This is a genomic window from Pseudomonas akapageensis, from assembly GCF_011355085.1.
In the GTDB taxonomy this organism is placed as follows: domain Bacteria; phylum Pseudomonadota; class Gammaproteobacteria; order Pseudomonadales; family Pseudomonadaceae; genus Aquipseudomonas; species Aquipseudomonas akapageensis.
Genome location: NZ_VXCP01000006.1, coordinates 109,866 through 126,077, shown reverse-complemented (window position 1 = coordinate 126,077; position 16,212 = coordinate 109,866). Strand labels below are relative to the sequence as shown.

The 16,212-nt window shown below is 61.2% G+C and carries 14 protein-coding genes and 1 pseudogene; 4 read left to right on the top strand and 11 right to left on the bottom strand.

Translation table 11 applies throughout. The features are described 5' to 3' along the window. The 9 genes from F2S13_RS06055 to F2S13_RS06015 all read right to left on the bottom strand — a co-directional run. A partial coding sequence (locus tag F2S13_RS06055; RefSeq protein WP_166359569.1) for a type VI secretion system Vgr family protein occupies window positions 1-1,028 on the bottom strand: 1,028 nt, incomplete at its 3' end. A 2-nt stretch (window positions 1,029-1,030) separates the two neighbouring features. Next, entirely contained in the window at window positions 1,031-3,658 is a 2,628-nt protein-coding gene (gene tssH, locus F2S13_RS06050; RefSeq protein ID WP_166359568.1) for a type VI secretion system ATPase TssH, read from the bottom strand. 155 nt (window positions 3,659-3,813) lie between these two features. Further along, entirely contained in the window at window positions 3,814-4,305 is a 492-nt protein-coding gene (locus F2S13_RS06045) for an Hcp family type VI secretion system effector (RefSeq protein ID WP_166359567.1), read from the bottom strand. A 15-nt stretch (window positions 4,306-4,320) separates the two neighbouring features. Beyond that, entirely contained in the window at window positions 4,321-6,060 is a 1,740-nt protein-coding gene (locus tag F2S13_RS06040; protein ID WP_166359566.1) for an OmpA family protein, read from the bottom strand. A 7-nt stretch (window positions 6,061-6,067) separates the two neighbouring features. Further along, on the bottom strand, window positions 6,068-6,751 hold the full coding sequence (gene tssL, locus F2S13_RS06035) for a type VI secretion system protein TssL, short form (RefSeq protein ID WP_166359565.1): 684 nt from the start codon (window positions 6,749-6,751) through the stop codon (window positions 6,068-6,070). Beyond that, window positions 6,748-8,103, bottom strand: a complete 1,356-nt coding sequence (gene tssK, locus F2S13_RS06030; RefSeq protein WP_166359564.1) for a type VI secretion system baseplate subunit TssK — start codon at window positions 8,101-8,103, stop codon at window positions 6,748-6,750. The genes tssL and tssK overlap by 4 nt, the downstream gene beginning before the upstream one ends. A gap of 24 nt (window positions 8,104-8,127) precedes the next feature. Further along, window positions 8,128-9,666 carry a type VI secretion system contractile sheath large subunit gene (gene tssC / locus F2S13_RS06025; RefSeq protein ID WP_166359563.1) on the bottom strand — a complete coding sequence of 513 codons (1,539 nt, stop codon included), beginning with the start codon at window positions 9,664-9,666 and terminating at the stop codon, window positions 8,128-8,130. 35 nt (window positions 9,667-9,701) lie between these two features. Continuing rightward, entirely contained in the window at window positions 9,702-10,205 is a 504-nt protein-coding gene (tssB, locus tag F2S13_RS06020) for a type VI secretion system contractile sheath small subunit (protein WP_166359562.1), read from the bottom strand. Window positions 10,206-10,530: 325 nt separating this feature from the next. After that, window positions 10,531-11,373: an AraC family transcriptional regulator gene (locus tag F2S13_RS06015; RefSeq protein WP_166359561.1), complete on the bottom strand. Its 843-nt coding sequence runs from the start codon at window positions 11,371-11,373 to the stop codon at window positions 10,531-10,533. Window positions 11,374-11,471: 98 nt separating this feature from the next. Between F2S13_RS06015 and F2S13_RS06010 the strand changes: the two genes are divergently transcribed. Beyond that, window positions 11,472-12,383 carry a LysR family transcriptional regulator gene (locus F2S13_RS06010; protein ID WP_166359560.1) on the top strand — a complete coding sequence of 304 codons (912 nt, stop codon included), beginning with the start codon at window positions 11,472-11,474 and terminating at the stop codon, window positions 12,381-12,383. On the opposite strand, the gene F2S13_RS06005 is transcribed toward F2S13_RS06010, so the two are convergent. Continuing rightward, on the bottom strand, window positions 12,380-13,294 hold the full coding sequence (locus F2S13_RS06005) for a LysR family transcriptional regulator (RefSeq protein WP_166359559.1): 915 nt from the start codon (window positions 13,292-13,294) through the stop codon (window positions 12,380-12,382). The genes F2S13_RS06010 and F2S13_RS06005 overlap by 4 nt on opposite strands. Before the next feature lie 67 nt (window positions 13,295-13,361). On the opposite strand from F2S13_RS06005, the gene F2S13_RS06000 reads away from it, so the two are divergent. Continuing rightward, the gene (locus F2S13_RS06000; RefSeq protein WP_166359558.1) at window positions 13,362-14,384 is read left to right on the top strand and encodes an AraC family transcriptional regulator; all 1,023 of its coding nucleotides are present in this window, start codon (window positions 13,362-13,364) and stop codon (window positions 14,382-14,384) included. 204 nt (window positions 14,385-14,588) lie between these two features. Continuing rightward, window positions 14,589-15,161 (top strand): methyltransferase, encoded by a 573-nt coding sequence (locus F2S13_RS05995; RefSeq protein WP_166359557.1) that lies wholly within the window; start codon window positions 14,589-14,591, stop codon window positions 15,159-15,161. Window positions 15,162-15,170: 9 nt separating this feature from the next. Here the strand turns inward: F2S13_RS05995 and F2S13_RS05990 are convergent, their stop codons facing one another. Then, window positions 15,171-15,338, bottom strand: a complete 168-nt coding sequence (locus F2S13_RS05990; RefSeq protein ID WP_166359556.1) for a metallothionein — start codon at window positions 15,336-15,338, stop codon at window positions 15,171-15,173. Window positions 15,339-15,567: 229 nt separating this feature from the next. Here F2S13_RS05990 and F2S13_RS05985 point away from each other — a divergent pair. Then, a pseudogene (locus tag F2S13_RS05985) lies at window positions 15,568-16,198 on the top strand (Yip1 family protein). The last annotated feature ends 14 nt before the right edge of the window (window positions 16,199-16,212 follow it).

The window sequence follows — 16,212 nt, the reverse complement described above, 5'->3', positions numbered from 1 at the left end:
GCGCCGTCGGTGATCTTCAGCACCTGGCCGGGGGCCAGGGTGGCGCTGCTGCTGACGCCGCTCAAGAGGGTCTGTTTGTTGAGGTAGCGTTCGTGGCTCAGGCGCGCGTAGAAAATGCCGCTTTCGCATTGCAGGGTTCTTTCGTCCAGGGCATAGCGGTCGCCGAGCACGGTGTAAGGCTCGGCGTAGTGGTAGGCCTCGCCGTAGGTGGTCTTGGCGCCGCGGGTCTGGTCGATCTCGCCGTCTAGGGAGGCGCTGGCTTCGCGGTGGTTGTAGGCGCGGATGTTGATGTTGCGTTCCACCACCTGGTGGCGGGTCTGCAAATCCCAGGCGGCATCCTCGTCGCTGCTCATGCCGCCGGGCGGGCGGTAAGGCAACTGGACGTCGAACTGGTAGTGGCGCTGGTGGTCGTGGAACTCGACCACGTCGATCTTCAGGCGTTCGTCGCTGGTGAAGCGGTACCAGATGCCGACTTCGGCCAGCAGGCGGGCGATGAAGGCGAAGTCGCTTTCGCCGTACTGCATGACCTGTTCGCGTTTGGGGTATTCGTTCGCCAGCTTGAATAGAAAATCCTGACCGCGAAAATCATGGCGGCTGCGCAGGATGTGCTCGACGATTTCCGGCACCGACTTGTGCTGGTAGATGCGGTACTGCTTCCCCCGGTCGAGCAACGCCAGGCGCGGCTGCAGAGTGACCTTGTAGCGGGCCTCGTCGCGGGAGGCCGACAGGCGCTGGAAGCCGGTGATCACGCCGTAGAAGTTGCGCAGCGGCTTAATCTCGGGTACCGGCAGGCCAAAGGAGAACGGCTGCTTTTGCGGTCGGGCGTGCAGACTGAAGCGGGCTTCGCGGCCGAGCAGTTGGTCGGCGGCGAGGTCCTGTTCGGTGCAGGTGAACTCAATCGAATAGTTGAAGGGTTTGCTCAGGCATTCCTCACCGCGAAAAACCAGGACGTCGAGCGGTGCCTTGATGTCCCCTACCTGGAGTTTGTGGCGGCTGTGGTCGAAGAAGGTAAGTAAGGCTTGGGACATGGTCAGGCCTCCGTGGCATCGATGAAGTGCAAGGTGATGCCTTCTTCATCGCTGTAGCCCAGGGTCACGCCGTGGGTTGTCTGCCGGGCCGCTTGACGTTGCAGCAGTTGTTGGCTGAGCACCGGCAGGATCTGCTGGTTGAGCAGACTGTCGATGTTGCGCGCTCCGGTGTCGGGCAGCAGGCAGGCGGTGACCAGGGCATCCCTGAGTGGCTCGTTGATCTGGCAGTCCAGGCCGTAGTGGCGCTGCAGGCGTTTGGCGACCTGGGCTAGCTTGAGGGTGACGATGCGCTTGAGGGCGTCGGCTTGCAGTGGGCGATAGATCAACGTCTGGAAGCGTGCCAGCAGGGCCGGCTGGAAGTGCTCGCGCAGGATCGGTCGCAGCAGTTCGTGGAGGAAGCGGTCCGACGCGTCGGGCTGCTCTTGCAGGCAGGCTTGCAGTTCGTCGCTGCCGAGGTTGGAGGTCATGACGATGACGGTGTTGCGAAAGTCGATTTCGCGCCCTTCCCCATCGCGCATGAAGCCGCGATCGAAGACCTGGTAGAACAGGTTGAGCACGTCGCGATGGGCTTTCTCCACTTCGTCGAGCAGTACGACGCTGTAGGGCCGTTGCCGTACAGCTTCCGTGAGCACCCCGCCCTGGCCGTAGCCAACATAACCGGGCGGCGAGCCCTTGAGTTGGCTGACGGTGTGGGCTTCCTGGTATTCGGAAAGGTTGAGGGTGATGAGGGACTTCTCGCCACCGAACAGGCTGTCGGCCAGGGCCAGGGCGGTTTCGGTCTTGCCGACGCCGCTGGTGCCTACCAGCAGGAAAACGCCCAATGGGGCTTTGTCGTCGGTGAGGCCGGTCTTGGCTGCACGCAGACGTTGGGCCAGGGCGCTCAGGGCATGGTCCTGGCCCACGACGCGCTCACTCAGTTGTTGTTCCAGCGCCAGCAGGTTGGCTTGTTCGTCCTTGAGCAGGCTGCCCAGAGGAACGCCAGTCCAGTCGGCGATGACTTCGGCCACGCTGCGGGGGTCGACGTCGAGGGAGAGCAACGGCTGGTTGCCCTGGGCCTCGGCAAGTTGCCGTTGCAATTGCGCGCAGGTGTCCAACCCGCGCTCGGCCTGACGGGCAACGAGAAGTATCTGGGTCAGGTCGAGTTCGTACCGGTATCGCTGGTCCAGGTCGATTTGCTGAAGGTGCAACTCGGCAGATTGCGCTGCGATCTTCGCCAGGCGTTCGCCGGTTTTGCTGCCGCTGAGCTGGGCGTCTTCTTCCAGGGCCTGGCGCTCCAGTTCCAGGGCGGCCTGCCGGGCCTTGAGCCGGACCAGCGCCTGGGGTTCACAGTCGAGGCTCATGCGTACGCGTGCGCTGGCGGTGTCGAGCAGGTCCACGGCCTTGTCCGGCAGTTGCCGGCCGGTCAGGTAGCGTCGCGACAGGCTCACGGCGGCCTGTACCGCCGCGTCCTGGATGTGCACGCCATGGTGGCTGGCGTAGCGGGACTTGAGGCCGCGCAGCATGAGACAGGCGCTGGCATCGTCCGGCTCGTCGACCTTGACCATCTGGAAGCGTCGCTCCAGGGCGGCATCGCGCTCGAAGTACTGTTTGTATTCGCTCCAGGTGGTGGCGGCGATGGTGCGCAACTCGCCCCGGGCCAGGGCCGGCTTGAGCAGGTTCGCCGCGTCGGCACCGCCCGCCTGGTTCCCGGCACCGATCAGGGTATGGGCTTCGTCGATGAACAGCAGTACCGGATCTGCCGATTGCTGCACGGCATCGATGACGTTTTTCAGCCGTTGTTCGAACTCGCCTTTGACGCCGGCGCCCGCTTGCAGCAGGCCGAGGTCGAGGGTGCGCACACTGACGGGTTTGAGGCTGTTCGGGACGTTGCCTTCGACGATACGCAAGGCCAGGCCTTCGACCAGGGCGGTCTTGCCGACTCCCGGCTCGCCGACCAGGATGGGATTGTTCTTGCGGCGACGGCTGAGTATGTCGATGACCTGACGGATTTCATCGTCACGGCCGAACACGGGATCGATCCGCCCTTCCCTGGCCTTGGCGGTGATGTCCTGGGTGAATTTGTCCAGCACGGCTTGCGAGGCATCGGAACAGGCTGCAGTGGTTGGGAGCACTGTAATGACTTCTGTCCGGCCCAATGCGGATACTTGCTGAATCTGTGGTCTCTCTTCGGAGTGCTGATCGAGCACTGCAAACAAGTGCTGCAACTGCACCTCTCTGATGCTGAGCAACGGCCACGTAGCTTCGCATGAGAGCAGGCTCGGGGTTTCCAACAGCGCGCCGAGCAGGTGCGCGGAACGCAGGTTGTCGTTGTTGTCGTCAAGCGACGCAAGCAGCCAGGCGTTCTTGATGAGTTGCTGCAGTTTGCCGCACAACTGAGGCTTGCTCTGCATGCTGCGCGGCAGGGTTTCGAGATGGTCGAGCAGCCCGCGCCAGAGATCGTCCATGTCCCATTCGTAACGGCGCGCGATGAGGGTCAGGTCGCCCTCGCCCTGCTCCAGCAGCTTGAGCAGCCAGTGCTCGATGCTGATCTGTGCATGGGCGCGGCTCTGGCACAGCGAAGCCGCCGCACTCAGGGCCTGGGCGCAGTAGGGATTGAGACGGCGAAGCAAACGGGTCGAACTCTGTGCCATACGGGCGCGTCCTTGTTCGGGATTTTTGGCGTGAAATCGGGGGAGTAAACGCTGGGCTTGAGCTGTGATGTGTCTGGCTAAATGCCCGCGAACGGACGTTCAACCCAACACACCAGGAGCCAACAGACGGAGTTCCATCTGTTGGCCCTTTCCCGTTAGGCCGTCTGGCGCTTGTCCCAGGAATCCGAGTGCATTTTGTTGCCGTCGTTGAAGGTCCAGGTGATCTCTTCGTACCGCAGTTCAACCACCTCCAGGTGGTTGTGCTTTTCCTTTTCCAGATCTTTGATGTCGTGCATTTTCAATGCGACGCTAACAACCTTGACCTTCTCCAGGAGAACGCTGTAGTACTCGGCTTCGTGCCCTTGGTCGTTGATGCGATACCACTTGAACACTACATTGTCGAAGGTCTCGCCCTTGGTCACCGCCTTGTTCAGGTAAACACTGGAGTCGTCGATTTCCTTGGTGAACACAAACGGCTTGTGGACCCGTACGCCGGTCAGCTTGCCAGTGTTGTTGTCCGTGGGGATCGTGACGGCGTGGTCCAGGGCGAGCACCTCAATGCTGCCATTTCGTCCCTCAACGCTTACGGAGCCCTTGATGAGATTTTGGTTCTCATCTTTCAGCCACAGGTAAACGGGAATTGCCATGTGAAACTCCTTTTCTCAGAAACGAATGCCGCGCAATGCGACAGGGGGTTGTCTGTCTGGCCCCGCACTGGGTAGCACGCAGGCCCCCACTTCCGGGACCAGACGGATTTCGACGCGTCGATTGGCCGCGCGCCCGGCCTCGGTGTCATTGCTGGCGATGGGTTGGCTGGCACCAAAACCCTGTACGGCAAAGCAGCTGCCGGGGATATCGCCCATGCGTTGCATCCACTCGTGCACCGCGGCCGCTCGGGCACGGGACAATTGCAGGTTCTGCTCGGCGCTGCCCGTGGCATCGGTATGCCCGGCGATGACGATCAGCCAGCCTGGCTGGGCCTTGATGTCGACCAGGGCATTGATCAGCACCTTGGTCGACTCGGGCTTGAGCTGGGCGCTTCCCGAACCGAACAGGGACAGGCTGTCCAGTCGTACCGTAGTGGGAGCTTTCGCCGATGTCGGGGCCGTGAACGGTTGACGGTGGCCGGCAATCGCCGCCAGCAACGGCGCCCGCAGGTGACCGCCGTGATACAGGCCCAAGCCCAGCGCCAGGGGTTCGCCATGGCGGTAGTAGCTGTCCAGCCGCGTGGCATGCTCACGTAGCACCGCCATTGCCTCTTCACGCTGGGCAAACCCCGGCTGGTCGCGGTGTCTCGACTCAGGCATCGAGGTGTAACGACGCAGGTCATCATTGACCTGACGTACAAGCAGGTTGTTCTGCCAGGCCGAATTGGCCAGGGCGATGATCCCGGCAACCGCGAACAGCCACAGCGCAATCACGCTCGCTCGGCGTGCCGGGGAATATCTGGCGTCAATGGGCAGCAGATGAAGCAAGGCATCCGGGAACGGCAATGGGGTGTCCGCTTCGATTGGAGCTTGCCTTGTATCAACCAGCGCAACCTTGTCGCGCAGCCATTGTTGCCACAGATTGCCCGCAACGGTCTGGGGTAGCGCTGGTACCAGGGTGATGGCGCAGGCCACTGCCGGGCTGGCGGGGTTGCGGGCTTCCGGGGTCGCAAAGTGCGGCAGTACCCTTTCCCCCAGCCAGGCCGCAGCACTGTTCAGTTGTACGCAGGCGTGCAGGCGGGCTGTTTGTGTCGCTGATTCGGTGGCATACCGTTGCCAATCGACGAGGCTGACGCACGCGCCGGATTCACGCACACTGGGGTCAGGTTCGCCTGCCTGCCAACAGAACCAGGGCCCTTCGCCGCTCGATGCTTGCAGGTAGCTCACCATCAGTTGCGGTAGTACGATGCCGCGCTGGCGAATCAGCGCTGTCTGATGGCAGAAAGCGCGCAACTGGCCGGCCAGTACCGCGGCGTCCGTATGCACGCCGGGGTTGACGACGAACATGACGCAGAGCTGCCCGCCCCACTCCGGTCGCTGGGCCAGCAGGCTCGAAGCAACCACCGGTAGCCGTTCCAAGTCAGGCACCCGCACGTAGCACCCTTGCGCGGTGGTGCGCAGGGCCAGAAGTTCCGTGGGAATGGCGCCGAATAGGCCCATCAGGCCATCGCCGCAAACCAATACCACTGGCTCAGGGTAAGCGGCCGGTGGCAGGGACAGGTTGTCGGCAAGCACCAGTGATTCACACGAGCGCGCAGCACGTCGCCCGGCCCGATTCCAGGTCAGGACGACGACGCCTACCACGGCCAGCGTCGCCACCGCGCGAATCCAGATTGCAAGCGGCAAGACAGCCAGCAGCACCAGGACAAGCGTGCCTGCCCACACCCAGAGAACCCGTGTCAGTTTGAGCGTCATAGGCCCCTCACACCTGAGCGCTCAGGAGCGTCGCGATCACGCCGCCCAACAGACGGTCCAGCCCCCACCACGCACCGACAAGTAACAAACCCGCCGTCACAACATGGGCCGACGGGGTCCGCAACCAACGCAGGTCGCTTAATTGCTGGCCGCTACCCGGCTGGGTCGCCACCCCATGGCCGAGTGCCAAGGGTGCTACCTGCTTATTGAGCGCCGCCAGCAACTGCTCACGATCCGGGTCCTTGACATCGCTGTAACGGCCCTGGAAGCCCAGCACCAGCACCCGCTGGTAGGCCGTCAGCACGTGGAGATCGGGCGCGGGTTCGCGCAGTGCTTCGCGCATGTCCTCATACAGGAACTCGCCTGCCTGGTGTCGATTGAAGAACTTGGCCTGCAGGGGTTCACTGGCCCAGAACTCGCGGGCGTCCTTCTGGGCGCAATTGAGGACGGTTTCATCCAGCAAGGCGCATTGCGCATGGCTGATGTGGTCGATGCTGCGTTGGCTAAGACCAGCATCCTGAAGCTCCTGGCGAACATGCTCGATCTGCTTCGAGCAAAGCGCCGAAAGGGTCGGGCCATCCAGCACCAAGGCCCCCTTTCGCAGCTCTACCACCAGCAGGTAGCTGTCTTGCAACAGCGCGTCGATCACCACTGCTGCCGTGGTCGCTATTTCGGAAGCGTTCTGGTTCATGTGCGCAGCACCGCAAACAGTTCAAGTTTCACATCGGCCAGCGTGCTCGGAACGTAGAAAGCGCAGGCCCCGGCAGCCAGCATGGCCTGCCCCTTGGCATGACTGAGATCGAGGGCGAAGTACTGGTTTTCCAGGCGCAGGGGAATAGCCGCCGGTACATGGCTCAGCGGCTGCAACGGAATGCCGTCGAGCGCGGCGTTGATCAATTGATCGACATCGTCCGGCTTGCCCGCCTTGCACAGACGTGGGAATTGGCTCTGCAATTGCGCGGCAGGCAGGCTGCAACGCACCGACAGATAGAAGTCGGCACTGTCACGTTCCCGCAGCCGCGCGTCATTGAGGCTGACCTGCCAACGGTTGGCGCCATTGGCCTCCAACTCCAGGGCAATGACCCGCGACGGCAGGCTGGCTTCCAACAAGGTGGCGATCGTGCCCATCAACGGTGGGAACACGGACTCCAGGTGGTCGTGCCGATAGGCTGGGAGCTTGTCGATATCGTGTTCCAGGGAAAAGGTCAGGAGGCTGCCAGCCAACTTGATCAGCTCCTGATAGACCTGCTCAGGATGTCGCGCGGGACGCGCCTTGAGATCGGTCAATACCGGTTGGTAGGTGTTCAAGGCATTGAGCAACCAGAACAACGACACGTCGGCCACGGCGAAATCAGCCATGCGCTGGTTGCTTTCGCGGCGCATGCCCATCAATCGTTGGCGTTTGGCGGCCATCTGGGTCAGCAGATTATCCAGCTGCGTCAGCAGACCCGGATGCGCCGCAAAACTCAGCAGCGGTGGCACGTAGGTGGCGTCAAGACTCCAGGCGCCCTGCCCGTCGCGCACCAGGCGCGCGACCGGGCAGGTCAGGTAATCGTCATTGGCGTCGCTGCCCAGGCGCAGGCTCAACACGTGCTCCAGCACGCCGATCGACTGCACCTCGTCTTCATAGACATCCTGCACTTGACGCCAATCCCGCCGATAGCGCGTCGGCCGATCAGCCTTGGCCTCCTCGAGCAGACAGTTGTTGCCATTGGCCTGCTCCAATGGCAACGCCAGCAACAAGGTCGCGTCACGGCTGTCGTCGGACAGCAGGCGGGACAATTCCACGGCAGGCGGCAGCCGATCCACGTGATTGGTATCGATCAAGGTGCCATCGGGCATGCGCAAGCGCAGTTGGCTTGCCTTGAGCTTGCCCAGTTGCAGGGCTTGCAGGTCGAAGGCCACCGCCAGGACACCCCAAGGGTGGACCAGGGACAGATGGGCGATACATTCATTGGCCCAGGCTTCCCAGCGCGCCTGTTGCTGGAATTGCTGCGGGGACAGCAGAGCCCCCGCGGCCCACAGGGGGCGGTCGATTTTCATGGCGGCGTTTCCCTACGAGGTGATTCAGGCCTTGGCCTTGGGCATCTGCGAAACCAGCGACAGGTTGACGTCCATGCCTTCCACCTGGAAATGCGGCACGGCATACAGCTTGACGCGGAAGAAGCCCGGGTTGTCCTCGATGTCTTCCACGGTCACCTTCGCTTCGCGCAACGGGTGTGAAGCCTGCAGATCGTCGCTCGGATCGGTCATTTCGGTGACCAGCCCGCCGATCCACTTGTTCAGCTCCAGCTCCAGCAAACGCCGGTCCTTGGTGGTGCCGATGTTCTCGCGCTGGATCAGCTTCAGATGGTGGGCGATGCGCGACAGCAGGAAGATATACGGCAGGCGTGAATTGATCCGGCTGTTGGCGGTGGCATCGGCCGTGTCGTAGAGCGCCGGCTTCTGGGTGGAGTTGGCCGAGAAGAAGCACGCGTAGTCGCGGTTCTTGTAGTACGACAGGGGAATGAAACCGAGATTGGCGAATTCGAATTCACGGGTTTCAGGAATCATCACTTCCGAGGGAATCTTCACCTGGTTGCCCGTGCCCAGGTCGTACAGGTGAATCGGTAGCTCGGTGACCGCACCACCGGACTGTGGCCCACGGATCTGCACGCACCAACCATTGGCGATAAAGCTCTTGACCATGTTGGCGGCGAAGGCGAACGAAGCGTTGGTCCACAGGTATTTGTCGTGGTCAGGGCCCTTGACGCTTTCGATGTAGTTGAAGCTGCGTACCGGAACTGTGTCCGGACCGTAAGGCAGGCGCCCCAGCACGCGGGGCATGATCAGGCCAATGTAACGTGCATCGTCACTGTCACGGAACGACTTCCATCGGATGTATTCGGCACGGTCGAAGTAGTTGCCGATATCCTTGATGGCGGCCACTTCTTCCATCGACTCCTTGCCAAAGAACGCAGGACCGACAGAGCCAATGAACGGCATATGGGCTGCCGCTGCCACTTTGGAAATATTGCGCAAAAGGGCAATGTCCTGCGGACTGCGATCGAACTCGTAATTGGAAATGGCCGCCGCAATCGGTTCTCCACCCGGAGTGTCGTACTCCTGGGTGTAGGTATGCATGTACAGGCCACTCTGGGCGATCTCGGGGGCATCTTCGAAGTCTTGCACCAGATGGTCCCGGCTCACATCCAGGAGTTCGATTCGTACGTTCTGGCGAAAATCGGTCTGATCGATCAGCGACTTGACGCCACGCCAGGTCGACTCGACGCGCTGGAAGTCCGGGTGATGCATTACTGCATCGAGTTGGCGGCTAATTTGTGCATCCAGCGAAGCAATGTGCTCATCCAGCAGGGTTTTATCCAGGCGCTCGACTTTCTGTGACGATTGCTTGAGCAGATCCAAAAACACACTGACAGCGGCAGTGACCCGTTCATCGGCCGAAACCTCGGACAATGCCTCGGTATTCTGAAAAACTTCGATACCACCCAACTCTGCTATCGGACTGAGATTAATCTTGTTGAACAGGGCGCCGTATACGCCCAGGTTTTCATCGGACAATACTGTAGCGCCCCGCGATTGTGCGGAAGAATGTTCTACGGTCATTTTGGATACTTCCTTATAAAAGAACCGACTGGGGATTAGCGGTCTTCCTGTGGGGCCAGGGCGGCCAGTTCGGCACGCAGTTCGTCACTGAGCGCATCATCCTTGAGTATGCGCTCCAGTTCGTGGCGGAAGGTCGCGTTGTCCAGCAGGTTGGACTTGAGATCGCGCAACAGGTTGCGCATGGCCAGCAGGGCTCGCAGCTGCGGTATCTGCCGTGCCACCTGCTCGGGTTCGAAGTCTTTCATGCGCTGGAAATTCAGCTCGGCAGCGGTTTCGGAGCCGTCGTTGGCCAGGGTGTTCTCCACCGCCAGTTTCAGGCTCGGGGAAAAATCGGCCAGGACGTTGTCGAAATTATTCTTGTTGATGTCGACCTTGCTTCTTGCGGACAACGGCCGCTGTTCCTTGCCATTGCTGTAATCCCCCATCAGCATCAATTTCAGCGGCAACTCGACTTTTTTCTGCGCGCCGCCCGTATGTAAATCGAGTTTGATATTGACCCGAGCCTTGGGCACTTCGTTTTGAAAACTGCTTGCAGCCATAATGCCTCCAGATATTCGCGCAATAGATAGAAAGCCCATCACGGAATTCAAAGAAAATGGAATTCGAACAAAGCACTTGCTGAACTTGTGTAACCCACTCCAATACAACAATGGGTTATTTCAAATGGAAACTCCATACCCCCAAACGCACCTAGGAAGCTTCCGATGCAATTAGAGAAAATGCCTACAAAAAGCAAAGTAATGTCACAAACTTTTCCCTTGCCAACGCGCTCAGCGCCGACAAAGTCTGGCTGACATATCGGGGAAATCGTGTTACTGGATGAGTCTGCCTCACCAGACTTGGAGCGTTTTGCTCAGGGCTACATTAAAGACTACCCAACCGAAACTGCTTCGGCGTAATCCCGAACTGCTTACGAAACGCCCTTATAAAATTGCTCGGCTGACGATACCCCAACCGCTCGGCAATACGCTCAATGGGTTGATCCCCCGCCGTCAACCAGTGCCTGGCCAATTGCAGCCCGTCATTGCGGCTCTCATTGGGCGCAGCCGCCTGCCAGTGCCCGAGCATGCTCTGGTGCAGGAACGGATTGGCGCTGAGCAATGGCAGCTCCAGCACCGCCTGCGGCAACACCAGGCAGGGATACGTCCCGCGCTCGACTGCGATGCCCAGGTCTTGCAGAAAATCACCCGCAGCTTGATCGGGATCTAACACGACCCGGGTAAATACCTGTCCGGGCGGTTTGCCAAGGCGCCTGGCGATATTGCGCACCAGGCTCATGGTTGCCGCGTCCAGGGCGAAGAAATGCGGTTGCGTCTGGACGGGGCGCAGGTGCAGGTGGGCCTCATGGCCGTTTTCGACGAGCTCGGCGATGACATGGTTGGTGACCAGCGGCAGATACTGGGTAAAGCACGCAAGGCTCGCGCGCAGGGTGGCAGCGGAGTCCAGCAGAATGTTGATCCCCTGCAGGCTGCTGGTGGCCATGCCATGGATCAGTTCACAGCCAAAGTGACGGCCGGCCCCCGCTTTCTCGCATTCGAGCCACAGGCGATCGACCAGGCAGGCCGGGATCTGCTGATGCTGGTCCTCGAACCATGAAGGTTCGATGCCGGCGCGATGGAGCAGGTCATCCACCGGCAGGCCGGCGGCTTCGGCATGGCTGAGGATGGTGCGGGTAAAGGCGCTGGAAGCGAAGGTTTGGCTGTGCATGACGTACAACGGGTGTGGGAATACGGCTTCAGTTATGTCACGCTCTACGACATCGATCCAATGCATTAAAAGTATGCGTTACATGCAGGGGGTGCATATTGGATTTACGTCAGCTTCGCCACTTCGTCGCACTGGCCGATCACCGCAGTTTTGTCCGCGCGGCAGAGGCCATCAATTTGAGCCAGCCGGCCTTCAGCCGCAGCATCCAGACCCTGGAGCGCGACCTGGGCTGCAGTCTGGTCGAGCGCAGCAGCCGCGAGTTCCGCCTCACCGGCCAGGGGCAACTGGTGCTGCAGCATGCGCGGCGTCTGCTGGCCGGCAGCCAGGCATTGCACAATGAATTGGTGCAGTTCAATGGCCTCACCGGCGGCGAGCTGCAGTTCGGCAGCGGTCCCTATACCGCCCAGGTGCTGGTACCCGAAGCCCTGGCCGAATTCATCCGGGCGCATCCGGCGATTCGCACGGGCTTTCATCAGGGCGACTGGGAGCAACTGGCGGTCTGGCTCAAGGAGGAACGGATCGAGTTCATCGTTGCGGACTCGCGGCATTTCACCGGCGACCCGCAGTATCAGGTGCAGCTGCTGCGGCCCCGCCGTGGTCGTTTCTTTTGTCGCAAAGACCATCCCCTGGCCGGGCAAACAGGCCTGAAACTCAGCGCCCTGCTCGACTACCCGGTGGTCGGGACGCGGATCCCGCCGATGATCCGCAAGATCCTCGCCGATATCCAGGGTGTCACCGACTTCACGCCAAGTGTGGAGTGCGCTCAGTTCGATGCAATACGACGGGTGGTGATGCGTTCGGATGCGGTCGGCCTCGCCACGGTGGAGGCCTTGGCCGAGCTGGTGGAACAGGATTCGATCCATTTGTTGCGCTTTGTCGATATACCCGCCGATGACCCGGACCTGCAAGTGCAATACGGCGTGGTCAGCCGGCCCGGTCACTCCTTGACGCCGGCTGCCCAGGCCATGGTGCGGGCCCTTGTCGAGGTCGATGAGCGTCTGGCCGGTTAAGCGCGGCGGGCCAGTTCCAGGGGTGATTCGGTCTGGCTCAGTGCCTGCAGCAGGCACTGCATGGCCTGTTCGCGGCTGCGCTCGAATCGGTATTTGCTTTCCATGTAGAGGGCCAGCAACAGCTCTACCGGTTCATCGAAAGGCAGCGGTGCCTGCTGCAGCCCCAGGACACTGGCGACACGGCTCGGCAGGCTCAGGCCAAAGGGTTGGCGGTCGGCGATCAGTTTGGCGGCCAGGGTGCTCTGGGTAGTGACGGCGATCGTCCGGCGCTGGCCTTTCAGGCCCAGGTGCAGGTCGACCGGGCTGAGCCCGTCGCGCCGGCTCGACACCTGGATCTGCGGTTGCGCGAGGTAAGACTGGAGGGTACGCGGCGGTTCGCTCAGGCCGGCGCCGTACGCGAACACATAATGATCGGCGGGCAAGGGTTGTTTGTGTAGCCCGGCCAGGCCGGCCAGGGGCTGATCGAGATCGACCAGGATATCCAGCCGGCCGGTTGCCAGGTCCAGCAAGGCATCGCGCCGGCGCGGCTGGAAATAGCGAATCTGCCAGTTGGACTGGGGCGCTTGCAGCAGTGCATCGAGCAATACCGGCTGCAGGCAATCCAGGCAACTGATGCGCAGCAACGGGTTGCCCTGGCGACCGGCCGGGATCATGCGCAGGCCTTCGCGCAGGCTGTCCAGTGCGCTGCGCACATAATCGGCCAGCCGGTGCGCGGTCAGGGTCGGGGTCACGCCGAGCTTGTTCTTGATGAACAGCGGATCCCCGCACAGGGTTCTGAGGCGGCGCAAGGCATTGCTCATCGCCGGTTGCGAGAGGTTCATCACCTGCGCCGCCCGGCTGACGCTACGCTGCTGGTAGATTGCGTCGAAGGCCAGTAACAGGTTCAGATCAAGTTGGCGTAAATCAAGCATGGACCTTGCTCCGGAAAATCGCTTTGCGCAGACTAACGACACTGACGCGACAGGCATTGAGCCCTACATGACAAAAAGTAATCAGCCAGCGCCCAACGCTTTCTACGCACCCTCCCTGCTGCCGGCGATCGAGGAGCTTCTCGCCCGCGGATTCGAACGCGAGCGCATCGAGGCGGTGTTCCGCCGCAGCCTGTATGAGTTGCGCACGCCGTTCATGCGGGTGCCGTTGCTGCTGTCCCGACGCTTCTGGGCGCTGGCGCAGCAGAGCAATGACCCGTTGATCGGCCTGGCCGCCGGACGCCGCTTTCTGTCCACCTCGACCAATGGCCTGACCTACCTGTTCGATGTTGCCGCCTCGCTGGAAAGCGCCTGCCGCTACTTCGTGCGGTTCTTTCCGTTTTTCAACGGGCACTTTCATGCCGAGGTCGTCCGCGTCGATGAAGGGGTGGAGCTGCGTCTGCATGATTGCGGCAGCCTGAAGGCCACCCCGGCCATGACAGACTACATCCTGATCAGCCTCTGCAGCATGTTGCGCAGAAAACTGCTGGCCAGCGGCCTCGAGCAAGACCCGATCGAAGCGATCGGGTTGACCTTCCCCAGGCCTGCCGAGCACCAGGCCTATGTGCAGGCCTTTCGCGCCCCCGTGCTGTGGCAACAACCCTGCCACGTGATCCGCCTGCGCCCGGCACTGTTCGTCCAGCCGCTGACGCCCGGCAACCATATGCTGGAACAAACCCTGGTGGAGCTGCTGGAAACCACCCGGCGCAACAGCGAAACCACCTTGCTGGACCTGGTCTGCAATCATTTGGTGGCGCAACTGGCCAACAACGCCCGTTGGGAAGATTTTTGCGCGGCCCAGCACATGCTCGAACGCACGGCGGCGCGGCGGCTGAAAGCGCTGGGCTGGAGTTTTTCCGAGTTGCTGGATGAGTATCGCCGGTATCGGGCCGAGGATTTATTGCAGGGTCCAGGGCTTGAACTGGTGGAGATTTCCGATCGGCTCGGCTATAGCGATGTACAGAGCTTCAATCGGGCTTGTTTGCGCTGGTTCGGGGTGGCGCCGGGGGTTTATCGGTCGCGGTTGGGTTGAATGGATTTTTCTTGCCTGTAGGGCCTCATCGCTGGCAAGCCAGCTCCCACAGGGGTAATACATGCACCGTACTTCTCTGTGGGAGCTGGCTTGCCAGCGATTGGGCTGCAGAGCAGCCCCCCGTGAACTCGAGCGGATTTCAGTTGCCCAACCCAAGTAGCCCATAAGCACGCCAATGCGCTTCAAACTCGGAGGCTGCCTACAATGAGCGAAGAACAACCTCAAAGCCAATGGGCACTACGCAAACGCTGGTACGGACAACGCAAGCGCGACTTGATCCTGGCCACCTTGCAGCGCCAGCGCTACACACGCATTTTCGAGCCCGCCTGCGCCACCGGCGAGCTGAGCCTGGGCCTGGCCACGCACTGTGAGGAACTGGTGTGCACCGATGCCAGTGCCACCGCGGTTGCCCTCGCCCGCCAACGCTTGAATGGCCATGATCATGTGCAGGTCCAGCAGGGCCGCCTGCCTGGCGACTGGCCCGAAGGTGAGTTCGATCTGATCGTGCTCAGCGAAGTCGGCTACTGCCTGGGCCAGGACGATTTACTGCAAGTCATCGAGCGTGCCGTGAACAGCCTGACAAGCAACGGCGCCCTGCTGGCATGTCACTGGCTGCACCCGATCAAGGGTTGCCCGCTCGATGGTCGGCAGGTGCATTTCCTGCTGGAACACTTTCTGCATTTTCACCGCGCCGTGAGCCATGAAGAGGCCGACTTCATCCTCGAGTACTGGTGCCGCCAGCCAAGCCCCATCGACCTCGACGAGGAAGTCCCGTAGGCGGCGCGGTTACTTGGGCTTTTCGCCACAATGGCATTTGGCAGAAGCCGTGCACGGTTCACCATTGGGATGATGGTCGGCGCAGGCCTGGCAGCAGTAATGTTTGCCATGGCGAACGACGGAATGCTCGCCGACCTTGCAGGTGCATTGCGGACAGGCACAGGTTTGTTCATTCATGATCGGACTCCCTTGCTTTTCGGGTGAAAGTCGGGTGAACGTCGGGTGATATCCAAGCGTTGCCGGGCAACGCTCATGAACGGCTGACTGACGCAATTCATGATGGGTTGCCACTCTGCGCTGCGCAATGTCCTTTCGTCCCAGCACACCGATAAAACATGAAACCCTTGGCTCGCTGTGGCTTCAAAGAAGCATGTAGGGGCGTCCCATAGTCGCCTGGGAGGTTGTCATGTCAGCGCATTTCGTAAAGCTATTCACGCAACCCAACTTCGCCTGGACAGATATCCGCGAGGAAGAGGAACGCCATCCTCGCCACTATCTCGGTCATCTGCTGGTATTGGCCTTGATCCCCACGGTGTGCCTGTTCATCGGCACCACCACCGTGGGCTGGAGCCTAGTGGCAAATGAAACCGTCAAGTTGAGCCAGGCCAGTGCGCTGCAGCTCTGCGCCCTGCTGTTTCTGCGCCCTGCTGTTTCTGACGATTCTTGCCGGCGTTGCGATCATGGGCCTGTTCATGCGCTGGATGTCGAGGACGTTCGATGCCCGCCCGAGCATCAACCAATGCATCGGCTTCGTCGCGTACACGGCAACCCCGTTTTTTGTCGCCGGTGTTGCCGGCCTCTATCCGGGACGCTGGCTGGCGGTGGCCGTGCTGGGATGCGCATCGGTGTATAGCACCTTCCTGCTCTTCGCCGGCTTGCCGACCTTCATGCGCGTACGCAAGGAGGATGGCCTGCTGTTCGCGGCCAGTGCCTGGGCCGTGGGGCTGCTGGTCCTGGTGACGATGCTGGTGTCGATGATCCTGCTCTGGCTCAACGTGTTGAACCCGCAATACCTGCGTCTGCCGATCACAGGCTGACAGTTGGGCAGGCG

Coding starts and splice junctions, on each gene's coding strand:
- tssB (WP_166359562.1), bottom strand. CDS start 10,205: ATGGCTGCAAGCAGTTTTCAAAACGAAGTGCCCAAGGCTCGGGTCAAT.
- F2S13_RS06005 (WP_166359559.1), bottom strand. CDS start 13,294: ATGCTTGATTTACGCCAACTTGATCTGAACCTGTTACTGGCCTTCGAC.
- F2S13_RS06040 (WP_166359566.1), bottom strand. CDS start 6,060: ATGACGCTCAAACTGACACGGGTTCTCTGGGTGTGGGCAGGCACGCTT.
- tssC (WP_166359563.1), bottom strand. CDS start 9,666: ATGACCGTAGAACATTCTTCCGCACAATCGCGGGGCGCTACAGTATTG.
- tssK (WP_166359564.1), bottom strand. CDS start 8,103: ATGAAAATCGACCGCCCCCTGTGGGCCGCGGGGGCTCTGCTGTCCCCG.
- F2S13_RS05990 (WP_166359556.1), bottom strand. CDS start 15,338: ATGAATGAACAAACCTGTGCCTGTCCGCAATGCACCTGCAAGGTCGGC.
- tssH (WP_166359568.1), bottom strand. CDS start 3,658: ATGGCACAGAGTTCGACCCGTTTGCTTCGCCGTCTCAATCCCTACTGC.
- F2S13_RS05995 (WP_166359557.1), top strand. CDS start 14,589: ATGAGCGAAGAACAACCTCAAAGCCAATGGGCACTACGCAAACGCTGG.
- F2S13_RS06000 (WP_166359558.1), top strand. CDS start 13,362: ATGACAAAAAGTAATCAGCCAGCGCCCAACGCTTTCTACGCACCCTCC.
- F2S13_RS06045 (WP_166359567.1), bottom strand. CDS start 4,305: ATGGCAATTCCCGTTTACCTGTGGCTGAAAGATGAGAACCAAAATCTC.
- F2S13_RS06015 (WP_166359561.1), bottom strand. CDS start 11,373: ATGCACAGCCAAACCTTCGCTTCCAGCGCCTTTACCCGCACCATCCTC.
- tssL (WP_166359565.1), bottom strand. CDS start 6,751: ATGAACCAGAACGCTTCCGAAATAGCGACCACGGCAGCAGTGGTGATC.